Raw genomic sequence first — 16496 nt, forward strand, 5'->3', positions numbered from 1 at the left:
CGCTCGGCGCGGTCGCGCGGGCGGTCCCCAGGCGGTCGCGCGGGCGAGCATCGGGGGAGGAAGCGTGCCCGCCGTGACCGCGGGGCATCGCCTCGACGGCGTGCGGTCCCGGCCCCGCGGCCGGGTCCGCGTTAGGTTGACGGACGTGGCCGGCCAGGGAGACGTCGTCGCGGGGTACACCCTCGTGCGCCGCCTCGGCTCGGGCGGCATGGGAACGGTGTGGGAGGCGCGCGACGGCGCGGGCGTCGTCGTCGCGCTCAAGCTGCTGCACCCCGGGGTGAACGCCGACCCCGACTCGCGCGCCCGGCTCGCGCGCGAGGTCGCGAACCTGCACCGGCTCAAGGGCGCCCGCGTCTCGCGCGTGCTGGACGCCGAGATCGACGACGAGGTCGCGTTCATCGCGACCGAGCTCGTCGACGGCATCAGCCTCGAGGAGTCCGTGGCGAGCGAGGGCGCGTTCGACCCGGTCGACCTGCACCCGCTCGCGGTCGGCCTCGCCGACGCGGTGCGCGGCGTGCACGCCGTCGGGCTGCTGCATCGCGACATCAAGCCCGGCAACGTCATGGTCACCTACGACGGGCCCGTGCTCATCGACTTCGGGATCGCCCAGCTGCTCGACGACGCGCGGCTCACCCACACCGGGTTCGTCACCGGCACGCCCGGCTACCTCGACCCCGCCTCCATCGCCGGCGGCGCCCCCGACCGCGCGGGCGACTGGTACGGCTGGGCGGCCGTGCTGCTGTTCGCGGCGACCGGCCGGCCCCCGTTCGGGCGCGGCCGGATGGAGGCGGTGATCGCCCGGATGACCTCCGGCGCCCCGGACGTCGAGGGGCTCGACCCGGGGGTGGCCGCGGCGTTCCGCGCGGCGCTCGCGGTCGAGCCCGCCGCACGGCCGGACCCCCAGGCGCTGCTCGACGTGCTCGAGCTCAGCGCGGAAGGGCTGCCCACGCCGCCGCCGCAGGCCACCGTGGTCGTCCCGGCGGTTCCGCCGCGCCCGACGGCGAGGCTTGCGGTCGGGCCGACGGGCTCGCCTGCGCAGGGGTCGGCTGTGCCCGCCGAGCTGGCTGAGGCCCGCGGATCGACCGGAGCGGCCGGAGCGGCTGCGCCGGTCGAGCCCACGGCCGGCGGGGTCTGGGCCCGGGTGCGGGCCCGACGGTCCGGCGCGGCCTCCGGCGGGACCGCGGCCGGCGCCACGACGGGCGGGGCACCGGGCGCGAGCGGCCCGGGAGGCACGGGAGGCGGAGTGGCGGGCCAGGCGACGGCCGCGACCGTGAGCTATCCGCCCCGTCCGCTCGGACGCGCCGAGCCCGCGGCCGCCTCGCCGTCGTCCGTGCCCGAGACCACGCTGCCGCTGGCGCCCGACCCGCGCGCCGGCGGGTACGGCGCGCAGCCAGGGCTCGCGCCCGCGGCGCCGCCGCCCTGGGCCGCACCACCGCCGCCCCGCGCGGGACTCGTCACGCTCTCGGGTGCCGCGGCCGCGGCCCTCGCGTCGCGCTGGCCGGGACTCGCGGTGGTCACCACCGCCGGGGCGTTCGTGCTGCTCACCACGCTCGGACTGATGGAGCGCCGCACGCGACGGCGGCGACTGGCCGCGGGGCCGCGGCGCTCGGACGGCTGGGTGGCCGCCGGGTGGGCGCTGCCGCTGCTCCCGCTCGGTGCCCTCACCGCGCTGCTGCCCCTGCTCATCGGCACGGTGGTCACGTCGAGCACGTGGTGGATCGGGACGACCCTCGTGACGACGGACCTCGTCGGGAACGTGCCGGACGACCTCGGGCCGTTCGTCGCCCCGGTCGCGCTTGCCGCGGGCCTGACTGCGGCGTGGTGGGTCCCCGTGGCCCAGCCCACGCGGACCGGGGCGCGGGCGTTCTGGTGGGTCGCGGCGCCGGGCCCCACGGCGACGCGGGTGTGGGTGGCGCTGCTCGCCGTCGCCGTCGTCGTGCTGCTCGTGCTCGGGCTGGTCGGTGCGGCGAGCTGGTGGCCGCTGCCGACCCCGCCGCAGCCGTAGCGCGCGCCCTCGCGCCTGTGCCGCCCGCGAGGGCGAGCGGGCACGCGAAGCTGCTGCTCGCCGTCGGGCCCCGGGCGCGCACGCCGCCTACGGGCGAGCGGCGAACCGTTCGAGCAGCGTGGCGTCGCCCGAGACGATGAGCACGTCCTCGGCGTCGATCCGGGTGTCGTCGAGCGCGTACTGGAACGGCACGCCGGGCGCCTTGACCCCGATGATCGTCACGCCGTAGCGCTTGCGCACCGCAGCCTGCGCCACCGTGAACCCGTGCAGCTCGCGCGGCGGGCGCATCTTGACGATCGCGAAGCCGTCCTCCATCTCGATGAAGTCGAGCATGTTGCCCGAGACGAGGTGCGCGACGCGCTGCCCGGCGTCGTACTCGGGGTAGACCACGTGGTGCGCGCCGATGCGGCGCAGGATCCGCCCGTGCTCGGCAGAGATCGCCTTGGCCCAGATCTGCGGGATCTCCAGGTCCACGAGGTTGCCGGTGATGAGGACGCTCGCCTCGAGTGCGGTGCCGACGCCGACGACGACGGTGTGGAACTCGCGCGCCCCGAGCTGCTCGAGCGCCTCGGGGTTGGTCGCGTCGGCCTCGACGAGCGGCAGCCGGCCCGACCAGGTGCGGATGAGGTCGGGGTCGCGCTCGACGCCGAGCACGCGGCGGTCCAGGGAGTCCAGCGTCGTGGCGAGGGCGCTGCCGAACCGGCCCAGCCCCACCACGAGGACCGCCTCGGGGTCCACCTCCTGGCGCTTGCGGGGGGTCTCGGGCTGGTACGGCATGTCAGCCAATGATCGGCCTCTCTTCGGGCAGCCGGATGACCCGGCGGCGGTTGCGCAGGGCGAGGGCGGCGGCGAGCGTCATCGTGCCGGTGCGGCCGAAGAACATCAACACTGCCAGGGTGACCTGGGCACCCTCGGGGAGCGTGTGCGTGATGCCGGTGGACAGTCCGCAGGTCGCGAACGCGGAGATCACCTCGAACAGGATGACGTCGAGGGTGAGGTCGGTCATCGTGAGCAGGAGCAGGGTCGCGATCCCGACCAGCGTCGCGCCGATGAACGCGACCGCGACGGCGAGCCGCAGCGTCGGTGGGTCGATGCGCCGGCCGAACGCCTCGACGTCGCGATCGCCGCGGGCCTCGGCGACGATCGCGAGCACCATCACGGCGAGCGTCGTCACCTTGATGCCGCCCGCCGTCGACGCGCTGCCGCCGCCGACGAACATGAGGGCGTCGGTGAGGAACCAGGTCGCCTCGCGCATGTCGCCGATCGGGACGGTGGAGAACCCCGACGAGCGCGGCGTCACCCCGGCGACCAGCGAGGCGAGGATGCGGTCGCCGACGGGCAGGAGGCCGAAGGTCTTCGTGTTGAACCACTCGAACGCGCCGATGAACAGGGTGCCGAGCGCGACCAGCAGCGCGCTGGTGACGACGGTGAGGCGCGTGTGCAGCGCGACGCGGTGCAGCGAGTGGCGGTTCACCCACACGTTGAGGATCACGGGGAAGCCGATCGCCCCGACGAACGTGCCGACCACGATCGGCAGGCACATCCACCAGTCCCCCACGTAGGGGTACATGCCCTCCGGCATGATGACGAACCCGGCGTTGTTGAAGATCGAGACCGCGAGGAACACGGCCTCCCACGCCGAGCGACCGACCGGGACGCCGAGCGTGAGGAACCGCGGGAAAAGGATGAGCGCGAGGGCCACCTCGAGCGTCACCGAGGCGACGATGACGGCGCGGATGAGCCCCCCGACCTCGCCGAGCCGGTTCGTCTTCGTCTCGCTCGCGGTGAGCAGCCGCTGGGTCAGGCCGATCCGCCGCGACACGGCGAGGCCGAGGATCGAGGCGAGCGTCATCACGCCGAGGCCGCCCACCTTGATCGCCACGAGGATGACCGCCTGCCCGAACGGCGACCAGAACGTCGCGGTGTCGACCACCGTGAGTCCCGTGACGCACACCGCGGACGTCGCGGTGAAGAACGCCTCGACGAGCGTCGGGCGCTCGCCCGAGGCGGTCGCGGCCGGTTGGAACAGCAGCAGCGTGACGACGGCGACCACGGTGGCGAAGACGGCGACGGCGAGCCGCGCCGGCGAGCGCCGGGCGATGCGGTCGACGAGGTCGCGTGCGGCGACCATGGGGGTGGGCAGCTCCATGGCTCACCGCCCCCAGTCGCCGAGCGCGCCCTGCAGCGCGCCGAGCGCGACGGTGACGATGCTGGCGCGCTCCTCCTCGGGGCGGCCGCGGCGCACCCAGTCGCGCGAGAGCCCGTCGACCTGCGCGACGTGCCCGGCGAGCGCGTAGTGCCGCTCGGGCCGGGGGTCCGGGAGCAGCAGCTCGGCGAGGAGGTCGAGCCGCCGCTGGCGCGCCGCCTCGCGGATGGCCACGCCGCCCGGCGGCTCGGCGCCCACGCCGTCGAGGCCGCCCGCCCACGCGGCGGGGTATTTCGCGACGTGGTCCAGGTGGGCGAGCACGACGGCGCGCACCTGGTCGCGCGCGGAGGCGTCGCGGCCGAGTGCGGCCACCGCGGCCTCGGCCGCGTCGCCGAGGTGCCCGAGCCGTGCGCCGACGGCGCCGGCGTACAGGTCGGCCTTGGAGGGGAAGTAGTGGTAGACGAGCGCCTCGGAGGTGCCCGCGGCCCGAGCGACGTCGGCGACCGCGACGCGGTCGAAGGACTCCTGGTCGAACGCCGCTGCTGCTGCTGCCACGATGCCGGCGCGTCGTTCCTCGGGGGCGAGGCGCCGACGGCGTTCCCCGGGCCCGTCCGTCACGTCGCTCACCATAGACCGTGTGTCGCGCGCGCTCCCACCCCCTTGTTGAGTCTGGCTCAACGGGGTATCGTGAGTGTCGTTGAGTCAGGCTCAGTAAGCGCTCGGTAAGGAGAAGGCGATGTCGTGGATCGATCACGCCCTGTGGTGGCAGGTCTACCCGCTCGGGATCGACGGACGGGACGTGCGGGGGCCCCACGTGCCCGCGGGCCCGGGGGAGGGGCTCGCGCACGTCGCCCGGTACCTGGACCACGTCGTGGAGCTCGGGCTCAACGGCCTCGCGCTCGGGCCCGTGTTCGCCTCCGCGACGCACGGCTACGACACCCTCGACCATCTCGCGATCGACCCGCGGCTGGGTACCCGCGCCGACTTCGACGCGCTCGTGGCGGCGTGCCGCGACCGCGGTGTGCGGCTCCTGCTCGACGGCGTCTTCAACCACGTCTCGCGCGAGCACCCGCTGGCCCGCCGTGCGCTGGCCGAGGGTCCCGACGGCGAGGTCGCCGGCTGGTTCCGGATCGACTGGGACGCGCCGGACGGCCCGAGGTTCGCCGACTTCGAGGGCCACGGCTCGCTCGTCGCGCTCGACCACTCCAGCCCGGCGGTGCAGGACTACGTCGCCGAGGTCATGATGCACTGGCTCGATGCGGGCGCCGACGGCTGGCGGCTGGACGCGGCCTACGCCGTCGACCCCGCGTTCTGGGCGGCGGTGCTGCCCCGGGTGCGCGCGGCGCACCCGGACGCGTGGATCGTCGGGGAGATGATCCACGGCGACTACGCGGCGTACGTGCGCGACTCCGGCATCGACTCCGTCACGGAGTACGAGCTGTGGAAGGCGACCTGGTCCTCGCTCGCCTCGCGCAACCCGCACGAGCTGGACTGGACGCTGCGCCGGCACGACGCGCTGCTGGACTCCTTCGTCCCCGCGACGTTCGTGGGCAACCACGACGTCACGCGGATCGCCTCGCAGGTCGGTTCCGACGGCGCCGCCGTCGCGGCCGCCGTGCTGATGACGCTTGGTGGCGTGCCGACCGTGTACTACGGCGACGAGCTCGGCTGGCGCGGCGTCAAGGAGGACCGCCTCGGCGGTGACGACGCGGTGCGGCCCGCGCTGCCCGCCGACCCGGCCTACCTGCCGGGCGTCGCGGGCTCCGACCCGATGCTCTGGCGCGCCTACCACGCGCTCGTCGCGCTGCGCCGGCGGCACCCGTGGCTCGTGCGTGCGCGCACGCAGGTGCTCGACGTTGCCGCCGACCGGCTCGTCTACCGTAGCGCGGCGGACGGCGGCGCGCTCGACGTCGAGCTCACGCTCACCGGCGAGGGTGGCGTCACCGCGAGCGTGCGCACGCCCGACGGCGAGGAGCTCGTCCGCGTGGGGACGCACGGGTCGGTCTGACGCCGGTTCGGGTGCGGCCGGTCGGCCGACGCCGGCCGACCCCAGCGATGTGTGCCGGTTGGTGCTGTGGAGCCAGCGATGTGTGCCGGGCGGGCGTCGAAAGAACCGCTACGAATCGTGGCATCGCGCGTGGGTGCGGCACGGATCGCTGGACCCAGCGATGTGTGCCGGTCGGGCGTCGCGGACCCAGCGGTTGGTGTCGGATCGGCGTCGAGAACCGATACAGATCGCTGGCATCGCGCTTGGGTGCGGTACGAGTCGCTGGCATCGCGCGTGGCTGCGGCACGAATCGCTGGCATCGCGCACCCTGCGCCGGGCCGGAGCTCCCGCCGGCCAAAGCGCCCTTCCCGGGCCTGCGTGCGCACTAGGGTGAGCGCGTCGGACAGGGAGGTGAGGACGTGACGGACGCCCCCCGCGCTCACCGTGCCCCCGACGGGCCGACCGCGTTCGTGTGGTCCGACGACCTCCTCTGGTACGACTTCGGCCCCGGCCACCCGATGGCGCCCGTGCGGATCGAGCTCACCCGTGACCTCGTGCGCGCGCTCGCGCTGCCGGACGTCGTCGAGATCGGCGTCGAGGACGTCGACGACGACCTGCTCACGCTGGTGCACGACCCCGCGTTCGTCGAGGCCGTCAAGGCCGGGGCGCGCGGCGAGCCTGACGAGGCCCGCGGCATCGGCACCGAGGACACCCCGATGTTCCCCGAGATGCACGCCGCCGCGGCCCGGACCGTCGGCTCCACGCTCGCGGCCGCGCGCTGGGTGTGGTCGGGAGCCGGGCCGCACGCCGTGAGCGTCGCGGGCGGGATGCACCACGCGATGCCGGACCGCGCGTCGGGGTTCTGCGTCTACAACGACGTCGCCGTCTCGATCCGCTGGCTGCTCGCGCAGGGCGCCGAGCGGGTGGCCTACGTCGACCTCGACGCGCACCACGGCGACGGCGTGGAGCGCGCCTTCTGGGACGACCCCCGGGTCCTCACGATCTCGGTCCATGAGTCGGGCCTCACGCTGTTCCCCGGCACGGGGTTCGCCTCCGACGTCGGCGGCAGCGGCGCGGAGGGCTACGCCGTGAACGTCGCGCTCCCGGCGCGCACGCGGGGGAACGCGTGGCTGCGCGCCGTCGAGGCGATCGTGGCCCCGCTCCTCGCGGAGTTCGCGCCCGACGTGCTCGTCAGCCAGCACGGCGCGGACTCCCACATGGGCGACCCGATGACGAACCTGCGCGTCAGCGTGGACCACCAGCTCGGCGCCGCCGTGCTCATGCGCGACCTCGCCTCCGCGCACGCCGGGAACCGGTGGATCGCGACGGGCGGCGGGGGCTACACCGTCGTCGAGGTGGTGCCGCGGGTCTGGGCGGGGCTCACCGCGATCGCCGCCGGCGCCGCGCCCGATCTGGACGCCGAGCTGCCACGGGCCTGGGTCGAGGAGGTCGAGAGTCGCCTGCGGATCGCGGCGCCGCAGCACTGGAGCGACGGTCTCGCGGTGGAGCTCAAGCGGTTCGCCGAGGGGTACGACCCGGCGGACGACGTCGACCGCACGATCCTCGCCACCCGGACCGCGGTGTTTCCGCTGCACGGCCTGGACCCGAGCTGGTGAGCGCGCGGCTCGGCGCGGGAGTAGACTGTCCGGGATTTCGTTCCACGCGACGCTCATCGATGGGCTCCACGTCGCGGTGGAGACCCGATCCGATCAACGAGCGAGGTGAACCATGGGTTCCGTCATCAAGAAGCGCCGCAAGCGGATGGCCAAGAAGAAGCACCGCAAGCTGCTGCGCAAGACGCGCCACCAGCGTCGCAACAAGAAGTGAGTCGCGTCCGCTGACGCGGTGAAGGGCCGCCACCCGATCGGGTGGCGGCCCTTCGTGCGTCCGGAGTGCCGGGACGCCCGTGGGCGCCCCGGCACCGCCCTCAGTCCCGGAACGTCTCGATGTGCGCACCCAGCTCGATGAGCCGGTCGGCCAGCTGCTCGTAGCCCCGCGCGATGATGTCGACCCCGCGCAGCACGCTCGTCCCCTTGGCGGCCATCATCGCGAGCAGGATCACGACGGCGGGCCGCAGCGCGGGCGGGCAGCTCACCTCGGCGCCGGACCAGCGGGTCGGGCCCGTGACGTCGAGTCGGTGCGGGTCGAGCAGGCGCACGTCGGCGCCCAGCCGGGTCAGGTCGGTGAGGTGGATGGCACGGTTGTCGTACACCCAGTCGTGGATCGTGGTGTGGCCCGTGGCGCACGCCGCGATCAGCGCGAAGAACGGCAGGTTGTCGATGTTGAGCCCGGGGAACGGCATCGGGTGGATCTTGTCGATCGGCGCCTTGAGGTCGCTCGGCGAGACCGTGATGTCGACGAGCCGCGTGCGGCCGTTGAGTGCGGTGTACTCGGGCGAGAGCGTGAAGCGCAGCCCCATCTCGCCGAGCACGGCGAGCTCGATCTCCATGAACTCGATCGGGACGCGCGCCACGGTGATCTCCGAGCCGGTCACGATGCCGGCGGTGAGCAGGCTCATCGCCTCGACCGGGTCCTCGCTCACGTGGTACTCCACGTCCGCCTCGATCACGCGGCGCCCGCGCACCCGGAGCGTCGTGGTGCCGATGCCCTCGATCGAGACGCCGAGCAGCTCGAGGTAGAAGCACAGGTCCTGGACCATGTAGTTGGGCGAGGCGTTGCGGATGACGGTCTCGCCGTCCCGGCCGGCCGCCGCCATGAGCGCGTTCTCCGTGACCGTGTCGCCGCGTTCGGTGAGCACGACGTAGACGGGCGCGCCCGTGTCCTTCGCCACGCGAGCGTGGTACTCGCCCGAGGTGGCCGTGACGTCCAGCCCGAACGGGCGCAGCGCGATCATGTGCGGCTCGACCGTGCGCGTGCCGAGGTCGCAGCCGCCGGCGTAGGGGAGCTCGAACGTCGGCTCCTGGCCGAGCAGCGGGCCGAAGAACATGATGATGCTGCGGGTGCGGCGCGCGGCGTCGTCGTCGATCCCCGTGAGGTCGAGGTCCGCCGGGCGGATGATCTCGAGGTCGCGACCGTCCTGGGACCACGTCACCTGGACGCCGATCGACTGCAGCACCGCGACGATCCGGTCGACCTCCACGATCCGCGCGACGCCGCGCAGGACGGTGCGACCGCGGTTGAGCAGCGAGGCGCACAGCAGGGCGACGGCCGCGTTCTTGGAGGAGTTGACGGTGATGGTGCCCGAGAGCCGGTGCCCGCCGCTCACCCGCAGGTGCGTGGGGCGCGGGGAGGAGGAGATCGGGAGCAGGTCGGCCTCGAGCGCCGCGTTGATGCGGGCGAGCATGTCGACCGAGAGGTTCTGGCTGCCCTGCTCGATGCGGGCGATCGCGCTCTGCGAGGTGGACAGGCGTTCGGCGAGCTGGGCCTGCGTGAGGCCCTTGTTCTGGCGCGCGCCGCGGATGAGCGTGCCGATCGCCACGAGGGGGGTGTCGCCGAGTGTCGTCGTCATGGAGACGATCGTAACCACGGGGTGAGATATCTGCGCGGCAGGATGTGAAGATCCTGCGTGTCGCGGGGAAAGTTCATGCGCCGGGTGATCTATGCGACCACGTGCCGGGCTCGGGCAGGGGTTGCCTTCTGCCGCAGACTGTGGTCATGAGCGACGTGCGGATCATCCTGCTGGAGCGCGCCGGCTGCCACCTCTGTGCCGAGGCCCACGAGGTGCTCGGCCAGGTCGCGCAGGCGAGCGGCGAGCGGTGGGTGAGCGTCGACGTCGACGCGTCACCCCAGCTGCAGGAGGCGTGGGGCGAGCTCGTGCCCGTCGTGCTCGTCGACGGCGCGGAGCGCGGGCACTGGCGCCTGGACGCCACCCGGGTGCTGGCGGCCCTGCGGGGGTGAGGCGGCCGGGCGGGGGAGCTCGCCGTCGTGCGCGCGCGGTGACGGCGTACGCCGGGTCACGGTGCCGCGCCGTCGGTTCGCCGTCGTGCGCGACGGCGAACGTCCGGACACGCGTAAAGGGCGGGTCCCGCGGGACCCGCCCCTCACGGCGGTGCTGTCGCGCCTTCAGGCGCGGCGCGGTCAGGCCTGCTTGACGGCCGAGACCTCGATGAGGATCTTCACCTTGTCACCGAGCAGCACGCCGCCCGCCTCCAGCGGCGCGTTCCAGGTGATGTCGAAGTCGGTCCGGGAGATCTCGGTGCTGGCCGAGAAGCCGATGCGCTCGTTGCCGTACGCGTCGGCGCCGGCGCCGTTGTACTCGACCTCGAGCTCGACCGGCTTGGTGATGCCGTTGACCGTGAGGTCGCCGCTGAGCGTGAAGTCCTCGCCCGCGCCGGCGAAGCCGGTCGAGGTGAAGGTCCACTCGGGGTTGGTCTCGACGCTGAAGAAGTCCGAGGACTGCAGGTGGCCGTCGCGCTGCGCGTTGCCGGTGTCCACGCTGCTCGCGACGATGGTCGCGTTCGCGGTGGAGTCGGCCGGGTTGTCGGCCACGACGACCGCGCCCGAGAACTCGGTGAAGCGCCCGCGCACCTTGGCGATGCCCGCGTGACGGATGGTGAAGGCCACCTCGCTGTGCGAGGCGTCGATGGCGTACGTGCCGGTGGGGATGCCTATGAGGTGCTCCAAGGTGAGACGTCTGGTTGGTTGAACACTCAACTTCTATCACAGATGTGCTTGTCTCGACAAGTAATCGCGGCGAGCGGATCGCGCACCGAGACGGCTCGCCACCTCCGTACCATCGGCTCATGAACACCCCGCGCGACGGCGAGGAAGCGCCGGTGAGCGCGTCGGGAACGGCGGGTGAGCCGCGGTGGCTCACCGCCGAGCAGCAGCGCGACTGGCGCGCGACCATCGTGGGGGCTTCGTTCCTCATGCGCGCGCTCTCGGCCGACCTGGAGACGGCGAGCGGGCTGTCGATGGCGGAGTACGAGCTGCTCGTGCGGCTGTCCGAGGCCCCGGAGCACCGCGTGCGGATGTCCGAGCTCGCCGACTCGGTGGCGCACTCTCGCAGCCGCGTCACGCACACCGTCGCGCGGCTCGAGAGCGCCGGGCTCGTGGCCCGCCGCCCCGCGGCGAAGGACGGCCGCGGGGTCGAGGCCGCTCTCACCGAGCGCGGCATGCGTCGCCTCGAGGAGGCGGCGCCCGGTCACGTGGCCTCGGTGCGGGCCCGGCTCGTCGACGTGCTCTCGGCGCAGCAGCTGCGCGACCTCGGCGGCGCGATGCGCGCCGTGCTCGAGGCCGCGGGGATCGACGCGTTGCCGGGTGGGGCCGAGGGTGCTGGAGGTGAGGGTGCTGGGACTGAGGGTGCCTGGGCCGAGGGTGCCGGCGTCGACGGTGGGAGTGGCAGGAACGCCGGCTGCTAGCGCACCGGACCACCCGGGTGGCTGGGTGGCCCGCGCTCGGGAACGACACCGGTCGGGTCCTCGCTCGGTGCTTCGCCCTGCGCTCGGCATGAGTGCTGCAGCCGTGAGCGACCGGGCCGGAGCGACCCGGCCGGAGCACCCAGGGACGTCTGCGACACTAGGGAGCATGTCCCGCACCATCGTCCATCTCGTGCGCCACGGGGAGGTCCACAACCCGGACGGCGTGCTCTACGGCAGGCTCGACGGCTACCGCCTGTCCGAGCGGGGCGCCGAGATGGCCGATGCGGTCGCCCAGGCGTTCGCGGGCGCGGACGTGACGCACGTCATCTCCTCCCCGCTTCAGCGTGCGCAGGAGACCGCGGCGCCGATCGCCGCGACCCTCGCGCTCGACGTCGAGACCGACGAGCGCCTCATCGAGGCCGCCAACCTGCTGGAGGGCCGCCGACTCGCCGGTGCGGGCGGCCGGGAGCTCCTGACGCCGTCGGTGCTGCGGCACCTGTGGAACCCGCTGCGGCCGTCGTGGGGCGAACCGTTCACCGAGCAGCGCGACCGCATGTTCGCCGCGATCGCCGACGCGCGCCGACTGGCCGACGGCCACGAGGCCGTGCTCGTCTCGCACCAGTCGCCGATCTGGGCCGTCCGACGCTCGCTGCAGGGCCGGCCGCTGTGGCACGACCCCCGCTCGCGGGAGTGCTCGCTGGCGTCCGTCACCTCCCTCACGTTCGAGGACGCGCGCCTCGTCGGGCACGACTACGCCGAGCCCGCCGCCGCGCTCCTGCCCGGTGCCTCCTCGGTGCCCGGTGCGTAGCCGCACGGCCCGTGCCGGGCGAACGGCACACCCGCGCGGGGCGGCGCTCGCCGCGCTTGCCGTGGGCGCTCTCCTCGCCGGCGGCCTCGTCGGCTGCTCGGCCCAGGGGTCGGACACCCCGGCCGTGGCGGACGCGGGCTACGACGCGGGCGACGGCTCCTTCACCACCTGGGCCCCGGCCGACCGCCAGAACGCGATCGAGCTGACCGGGGAGACCTTCGACGGCCAGGCCGTCGACCTCGCCGACTGGCGCGGGGAGGTGGTGGTCCTCAACTTCTGGTACGCCGACTGCCCGCCGTGCCGCGTCGAGGCGCCCGACCTCGCGGCGATCGCGACCGACTACACCGGCCAGGGCGTGCAGGTGCTCGGCGTGAACGCGCGCGACGACGCCGCCCGGGTCGAGGCCTTCAACGAGAGCTTCGGCGTCGGGTACCCGAGCCTGCAGGACTCCTCGGCCACTGCCGTCGCCGCGCTCGAGGGCGTGGTGCCGCTCAGCGCCTACCCCACCACGGTCGTGCTCGACCGCGAGGGTCGGCCGGCCGCGCGGATCATGGGGCTCGCCGACGGGAAGACGTTGCGCGGGCTCATCGACGACACGCTCGCCGAGAGCTGATGGACCTCAGCGGCATCGGCGACGCCTTCGCCCAGACCGTGCTGAACGGGCCGCTGCTCGTGGCACTCCCGGTCGCGCTCCTCGCGGGCTTCGTGTCGTTCGCCTCGCCGTGCGTGCTGCCGCTCGTGCCCGGCTACCTCGGGTACGTGAGCGGGATGACGGGTCAGGACCTCGGCCAGGTCACCGGCGCCGCGCGGGGCCGCCTGCTGGCCGGCGTGCTGGCGTTCGTCGCGGGCTTCTCCGTGGTGTTCGTCGCGCTCGGACTCGTCTTCGTGCAGGTGGGCGCCGCGCTCACGCCGTGGCTCGACGTCGTGATGCGCGTGCTCGGCGTCGTCGTGATCCTCATGGGTCTGGCGTTCCTCGGCTGGCTGCCGTGGCTGCAGCGGGAGGCCCGCGTGCACGTCGGCCCGCGCGCCGGCATCGGCGGCGCGGCGCTGCTCGGCGTGACGTTCGGGTTCGGCTGGGCGCCGTGCATCGGCCCCACGCTCGCGGCGATCACGATCCTCGCGCTGCCCACCGGCTCGCCCGCGCGCGGTGCGATCCTCGCGCTGGCCTACTGCGCGGGTCTCGGGCTGCCGTTCGTCCTCATCGCACTGGCGTTCCGGCGTTCGGCGCGGGCCATGCGGTTCCTGCGCGAGCACCGCCTCGCGATCATGCGGATCGGCGGCGCGCTGCTGGTGCTGGTGGGTCTCGCGCTGGTGACCGGGCTGTGGGGGCGACTCATCGGCGTCGTGGGCTCGTGGGTGGCGCAGTACGGGACGGTGGTGTGATGCGCTACCGCCCCGAGGGACTGGCCGGCGAGCCGGAGGTGGAGGAGTCGGGCGAGGACGGCACGCCCGACGGCGCAGCCCGCGACGGCGAGGCTCGCGACGGCGAGGCGGCGCGCGCCTCGGCCACGGCAGCGCCGTCTGCCCCTGCAAGCAACACCGCCACCGCGACCTTGACCCCGACCGCGACCGCCACGGGCGACCAGCTCGCCCGGTGGGGCGCCCGCGAGTGGCTGCGGTGGATGTGGCGCCAGCTCACGTCGATGCGCGTGGCGCTGCTGCTCCTGCTGCTGCTCGCCGTCGCGGCCCTGCCCGGTGCGTTCTTCCCGCAGCGGCCGCAGACGCCGGAGAAGGTGGCGCAGTACTACCTTGACCACCCCGACCTCGCGCCCGTGCTCGAGCGGTTCGGCCTCTTCGACGTCTACGCCTCGCCGTGGTTCGCGGCCGTGTACCTGCTGCTGTTCGTGAGCCTCGTGGGCTGCATCGTGCCGCGGGCGATCGATCACGTGCGCACCCTGCGGGAGCCGCCGCCCCGGGCGCCGCGCCGCTTCTCGCGGTTCCCGGTGCGGGACGCGTTCGTCACGACGAGCACGCGCGAGGAGATCGTGGCCTCCGCGACGACGGCGCTGAAGCCCTACCGCGTGCGGCGCGAGGAGGCCAGGGGCGTCGTCACGCTGTCGGCCGAGCGCGGCTACCTGCGTGAGGCCGGCAACATCACGTTCCACCTCGCGCTCGTGGGCCTGCTCGTCTCGGTGGCGTACGGCTCGCTCGTGCACTACCGCGGGCAGGTCATCGTGGTCGAGGGGGAGACGTTCGCGAACTCACGGATCGCCTACGACTCCTTCGACGCCGGCACGTGGTTCGCGGCGGACTCCCTCGACCCGTTCCGGATGCAGCTGGACTCTTTCACCGCCGAGTTCGACGAGACGACCGGCGCCGCGAAGGACTTCACCGCGTCCGTCACCGTGACCGAGCCCGACGGCGAGCCCACGGCCGCGACGATCAAGGTGAACCACCCGCTGCGGGTCGGCGGCGCGAACGTCTACCTCATGGGCAACGGGTTCGCGCCGCGGGTGCAGGTGCGCGACGCCAGCGGCGCGCTTGCGTTCTCCGGCGCCGTCCCGTTCATCCCGCAGAACGACGCGACGTACGAGTCCCGCGGCGTCATCAAAGTCGCGGACACGACGACGGGCACGCAGATCGGCCTCAACGGCTGGCTCCTGCCCACGGCAGTCGTGGACGCGGACGCCAACGCGTTCTCGATCTCGCCCTACCCCGACGACCCGGCGCTCGTGCTCGACGTCTGGTCCGGCGACCTCGGCCTGGACGACGGCGTGCCCCAGAACGTCTACCAGCTCGACACCGACGGACTCACCCAGGTGACGCAGCAGACGACGGCGGACGACGGCACCGAGACGACCGAGCCCGTGCGCGTGGTCGTCCGCCCGGGGGAGACCGTGGACCTGCCCGACGGGCTCGGGACGATCACGTTCGAGGACCTGCCCCGCTACGTCGGGCTCGACCTGCGCTACGACCCGACGCTCGGCTTCGTCCTCACGTTCGCGCTGCTCGCGCTGGGCGGGCTGGCGGGCTCGCTGTTCCTGCCGCGTCGGCGCGTGTTCGTCCGTGTCGGCGCGGATGACGCGGGCCGTACAGTGGTCACCGCCGCCGCGCTCGCGCGTGGCGACGACCCCGGCCTGGACCGTGAGCTGCAGCGCGTGCTGACGCCGCTGCGCAGCGGGCCCGGCTCGGGGGACGCCCCGCCGACGCAGTCCCCTGGGAGCACCGCATGACCGAGCTCGGCCAGCTCAGCCTCTATCTCGTCACGGCAGCGATGACGTGCTACCTCATCGCCACGGTCACCTTCGCGATCGACCTCTCGCGTCGCGTCGCGAGCGCGCCGTCCCGGGTCCGCGAGCCGCAGCTCGTCGCGGCCGGTGCGCCCGCCGAGGCAGCCGGGAGCGCGACCGCCGACGCGGCCGCGCTGCCTCCCGCGACGCCGGTGAACGGCGCGGCGAGGACGGCCGCGGGCGGTGCGGCCGAGCCGGCCACGGGCTCGGGTGACGCCGCGGGCCCGACGCAGGTTCGCCGTCGGGCCGCCGCCATCGGGATGTCGACCTTCGTGCTCGGTGCGCTGTTCCTGCTCATCGGGATCGTGCTGCGCGGCATTGCCGCCGGGCGCGTGCCGTGGGCGAACATGTACGAGTTCACGATGGTCGCGGTGTTCGTGGCGAGCGCACTGTTCCTCGGCATTCAGCGGCGCCGCGACGTGCGCTACCTCGGGACCTCCATCTCGCTGCTCGCGGTGCTGGCGCTCTTCCTCGCGCTCACGGTGCTCTACACCGACCCGGCCGCCGTGCAGCCCGCCCTGCAGAGCTACTGGCTCGCGATCCACGTGTCGATCGCCTCCAGCGCGATGGGTGTGTTCGCCGTCGCCGCGACGACCTCGGTCCTGCAGCTGGTCAAGGACCGGGCCGAGCACCGCGGCACCGCGGGACGTCTCGCGGCCAAGCTGCCGACGGCGGACTCGCTCGAGCGGCTGTCCTACCGGATCAACGCCGTGGGGTTCGTGCTGTGGACCTTCGTGCTGATCTCCGGGTCGATCTGGGCCGAGCACGCCTGGGGCCGCTTCTGGGGCTGGGACCCCAAGGAGGTCTGGAGCTTTGTGATCTGGGTGGTCTACGCCGCCTACCTGCACGCCCGCTCCACGCGCGGCTGGGAGGGCCGGCGGGCCGCCTGGTTCTCGATCATCGGGTTCGTCTCGATCCTCGTGAACTACTACGTCGTGAACTTCTTCTTCAGCTCGCTGCACAGCTACTCCGGAGTCTGACCCGCCGGTTCCGAGCAGC

At 73.6% G+C, this 16496-nt stretch carries 16 protein-coding genes; 11 read left to right on the forward strand and 5 right to left on the reverse strand.

The annotated features are described in order from the left end of the window. The first annotated feature begins 145 nt into the window (after positions 1-145). Positions 146-2005: a protein kinase domain-containing protein gene (locus tag AC3AQ1_RS11685; RefSeq protein WP_159096534.1), complete on the forward strand. Its 1860-nt coding sequence runs from the start codon at positions 146-148 to the stop codon at positions 2003-2005. An 87-nt stretch (positions 2006-2092) separates the two neighbouring features. Here the strand turns inward: AC3AQ1_RS11685 and AC3AQ1_RS11690 are convergent, their stop codons facing one another. The 3 genes from AC3AQ1_RS11690 to AC3AQ1_RS11700 are packed head-to-tail and all read right to left on the reverse strand — an operon-like array spanning position 2093 to position 4769. Then, entirely contained in the window at positions 2093-2782 is a 690-nt protein-coding gene (locus AC3AQ1_RS11690; protein ID WP_108719110.1) for a potassium channel family protein, read from the reverse strand. 1 nt (position 2783) lies between these two features. Next, the gene (locus AC3AQ1_RS11695) at positions 2784-4154 is read right to left on the reverse strand and encodes a TrkH family potassium uptake protein (protein ID WP_108719111.1); all 1371 of its coding nucleotides are present in this window, start codon (positions 4152-4154) and stop codon (positions 2784-2786) included. A 3-nt stretch (positions 4155-4157) separates the two neighbouring features. After that, the gene (locus AC3AQ1_RS11700) at positions 4158-4769 is read right to left on the reverse strand and encodes a TetR/AcrR family transcriptional regulator (RefSeq protein ID WP_159096535.1); all 612 of its coding nucleotides are present in this window, start codon (positions 4767-4769) and stop codon (positions 4158-4160) included. A 118-nt stretch (positions 4770-4887) separates the two neighbouring features. On the opposite strand from AC3AQ1_RS11700, the gene AC3AQ1_RS11705 reads away from it, so the two are divergent. From AC3AQ1_RS11705 to AC3AQ1_RS11715, 3 genes are all read left to right on the forward strand, one after another. Then, on the forward strand, positions 4888-6159 hold the full coding sequence (locus AC3AQ1_RS11705; RefSeq protein ID WP_108719113.1) for an alpha-amylase family protein: 1272 nt from the start codon (positions 4888-4890) through the stop codon (positions 6157-6159). A gap of 398 nt (positions 6160-6557) precedes the next feature. Next, positions 6558-7754 carry an acetoin utilization protein AcuC gene (locus tag AC3AQ1_RS11710; protein WP_234417492.1) on the forward strand — a complete coding sequence of 399 codons (1197 nt, stop codon included), beginning with the start codon at positions 6558-6560 and terminating at the stop codon, positions 7752-7754. Between the two features lie 112 nt (positions 7755-7866). After that, entirely contained in the window at positions 7867-7965 is a 99-nt protein-coding gene (locus AC3AQ1_RS11715; protein WP_003792170.1) for a 30S ribosomal protein bS22, read from the forward strand. Between the two features lie 100 nt (positions 7966-8065). Here the strand turns inward: AC3AQ1_RS11715 and AC3AQ1_RS11720 are convergent, their stop codons facing one another. Then, positions 8066-9607: a UDP-N-acetylglucosamine 1-carboxyvinyltransferase gene (locus AC3AQ1_RS11720; RefSeq protein ID WP_108719114.1), complete on the reverse strand. Its 1542-nt coding sequence runs from the start codon at positions 9605-9607 to the stop codon at positions 8066-8068. 146 nt (positions 9608-9753) lie between these two features. Between AC3AQ1_RS11720 and AC3AQ1_RS11725 the strand changes: the two genes are divergently transcribed. After that, positions 9754-9996: a glutaredoxin family protein gene (locus tag AC3AQ1_RS11725; RefSeq protein ID WP_108719115.1), complete on the forward strand. Its 243-nt coding sequence runs from the start codon at positions 9754-9756 to the stop codon at positions 9994-9996. Between the two features lie 180 nt (positions 9997-10176). On the opposite strand, the gene AC3AQ1_RS11730 is transcribed toward AC3AQ1_RS11725, so the two are convergent. Then, positions 10177-10722 (reverse strand): YceI family protein, encoded by a 546-nt coding sequence (locus AC3AQ1_RS11730; RefSeq protein WP_108719116.1) that lies wholly within the window; start codon positions 10720-10722, stop codon positions 10177-10179. A 119-nt stretch (positions 10723-10841) separates the two neighbouring features. Here AC3AQ1_RS11730 and AC3AQ1_RS11735 point away from each other — a divergent pair, with 119 nt between their 5' ends. The 6 genes from AC3AQ1_RS11735 (at position 10842) to ccsB (ending at position 16477) form a co-directional block, all read left to right on the forward strand. After that, positions 10842-11459 (forward strand): MarR family winged helix-turn-helix transcriptional regulator, encoded by a 618-nt coding sequence (locus tag AC3AQ1_RS11735; RefSeq protein WP_108719117.1) that lies wholly within the window; start codon positions 10842-10844, stop codon positions 11457-11459. 166 nt (positions 11460-11625) lie between these two features. Next, positions 11626-12267, forward strand: a complete 642-nt coding sequence (locus AC3AQ1_RS11740; protein WP_108719118.1) for a histidine phosphatase family protein — start codon at positions 11626-11628, stop codon at positions 12265-12267. A gap of 61 nt (positions 12268-12328) precedes the next feature. Continuing rightward, complete coding sequence (locus tag AC3AQ1_RS11745; protein ID WP_108720187.1) at positions 12329-12880, forward strand: TlpA family protein disulfide reductase; 552 nt, start codon at positions 12329-12331, stop codon at positions 12878-12880. Continuing rightward, positions 12880-13650 (forward strand): cytochrome c biogenesis CcdA family protein, encoded by a 771-nt coding sequence (locus AC3AQ1_RS11750; protein ID WP_108719119.1) that lies wholly within the window; start codon positions 12880-12882, stop codon positions 13648-13650. The genes AC3AQ1_RS11745 and AC3AQ1_RS11750 overlap by 1 nt, the downstream gene beginning before the upstream one ends. After that, positions 13650-15440: a cytochrome c biogenesis protein ResB gene (gene resB, locus AC3AQ1_RS11755; RefSeq protein ID WP_108719120.1), complete on the forward strand. Its 1791-nt coding sequence runs from the start codon at positions 13650-13652 to the stop codon at positions 15438-15440. The genes AC3AQ1_RS11750 and resB overlap by 1 nt, the downstream gene beginning before the upstream one ends. After that, entirely contained in the window at positions 15437-16477 is a 1041-nt protein-coding gene (gene ccsB / locus AC3AQ1_RS11760) for a c-type cytochrome biogenesis protein CcsB (protein ID WP_108719121.1), read from the forward strand. Before resB ends, ccsB begins: the two co-directional genes overlap by 4 nt. Positions 16478-16496: the final 19 nt, after the last annotated feature.

Source organism: Miniimonas sp. S16 (genome assembly GCF_057748195.1).

Excerpts from the sequence above, each read along its gene's own strand:
- AC3AQ1_RS11690 (WP_108719110.1), bottom strand. The coding sequence starts at position 2,782 with ATGCCGTACCAGCCCGAGACCCCCCGCAAGCGCCAGGAGGTGGACCCC.
- AC3AQ1_RS11695 (WP_108719111.1), bottom strand. The coding sequence starts at position 4,154 with ATGGAGCTGCCCACCCCCATGGTCGCCGCACGCGACCTCGTCGACCGC.
- AC3AQ1_RS11705 (WP_108719113.1), top strand. The coding sequence starts at position 4,888 with ATGTCGTGGATCGATCACGCCCTGTGGTGGCAGGTCTACCCGCTCGGG.
- AC3AQ1_RS11715 (WP_003792170.1), top strand. The coding sequence starts at position 7,867 with ATGGGTTCCGTCATCAAGAAGCGCCGCAAGCGGATGGCCAAGAAGAAG.
- AC3AQ1_RS11720 (WP_108719114.1), bottom strand. The coding sequence starts at position 9,607 with ATGACGACGACACTCGGCGACACCCCCCTCGTGGCGATCGGCACGCTC.
- AC3AQ1_RS11725 (WP_108719115.1), top strand. The coding sequence starts at position 9,754 with ATGAGCGACGTGCGGATCATCCTGCTGGAGCGCGCCGGCTGCCACCTC.
- AC3AQ1_RS11735 (WP_108719117.1), top strand. The coding sequence starts at position 10,842 with ATGAACACCCCGCGCGACGGCGAGGAAGCGCCGGTGAGCGCGTCGGGA.
- AC3AQ1_RS11740 (WP_108719118.1), top strand. The coding sequence starts at position 11,626 with ATGTCCCGCACCATCGTCCATCTCGTGCGCCACGGGGAGGTCCACAAC.
- AC3AQ1_RS11750 (WP_108719119.1), top strand. The coding sequence starts at position 12,880 with ATGGACCTCAGCGGCATCGGCGACGCCTTCGCCCAGACCGTGCTGAAC.
- resB (WP_108719120.1), top strand. The coding sequence starts at position 13,650 with ATGCGCTACCGCCCCGAGGGACTGGCCGGCGAGCCGGAGGTGGAGGAG.
- ccsB (WP_108719121.1), top strand. The coding sequence starts at position 15,437 with ATGACCGAGCTCGGCCAGCTCAGCCTCTATCTCGTCACGGCAGCGATG.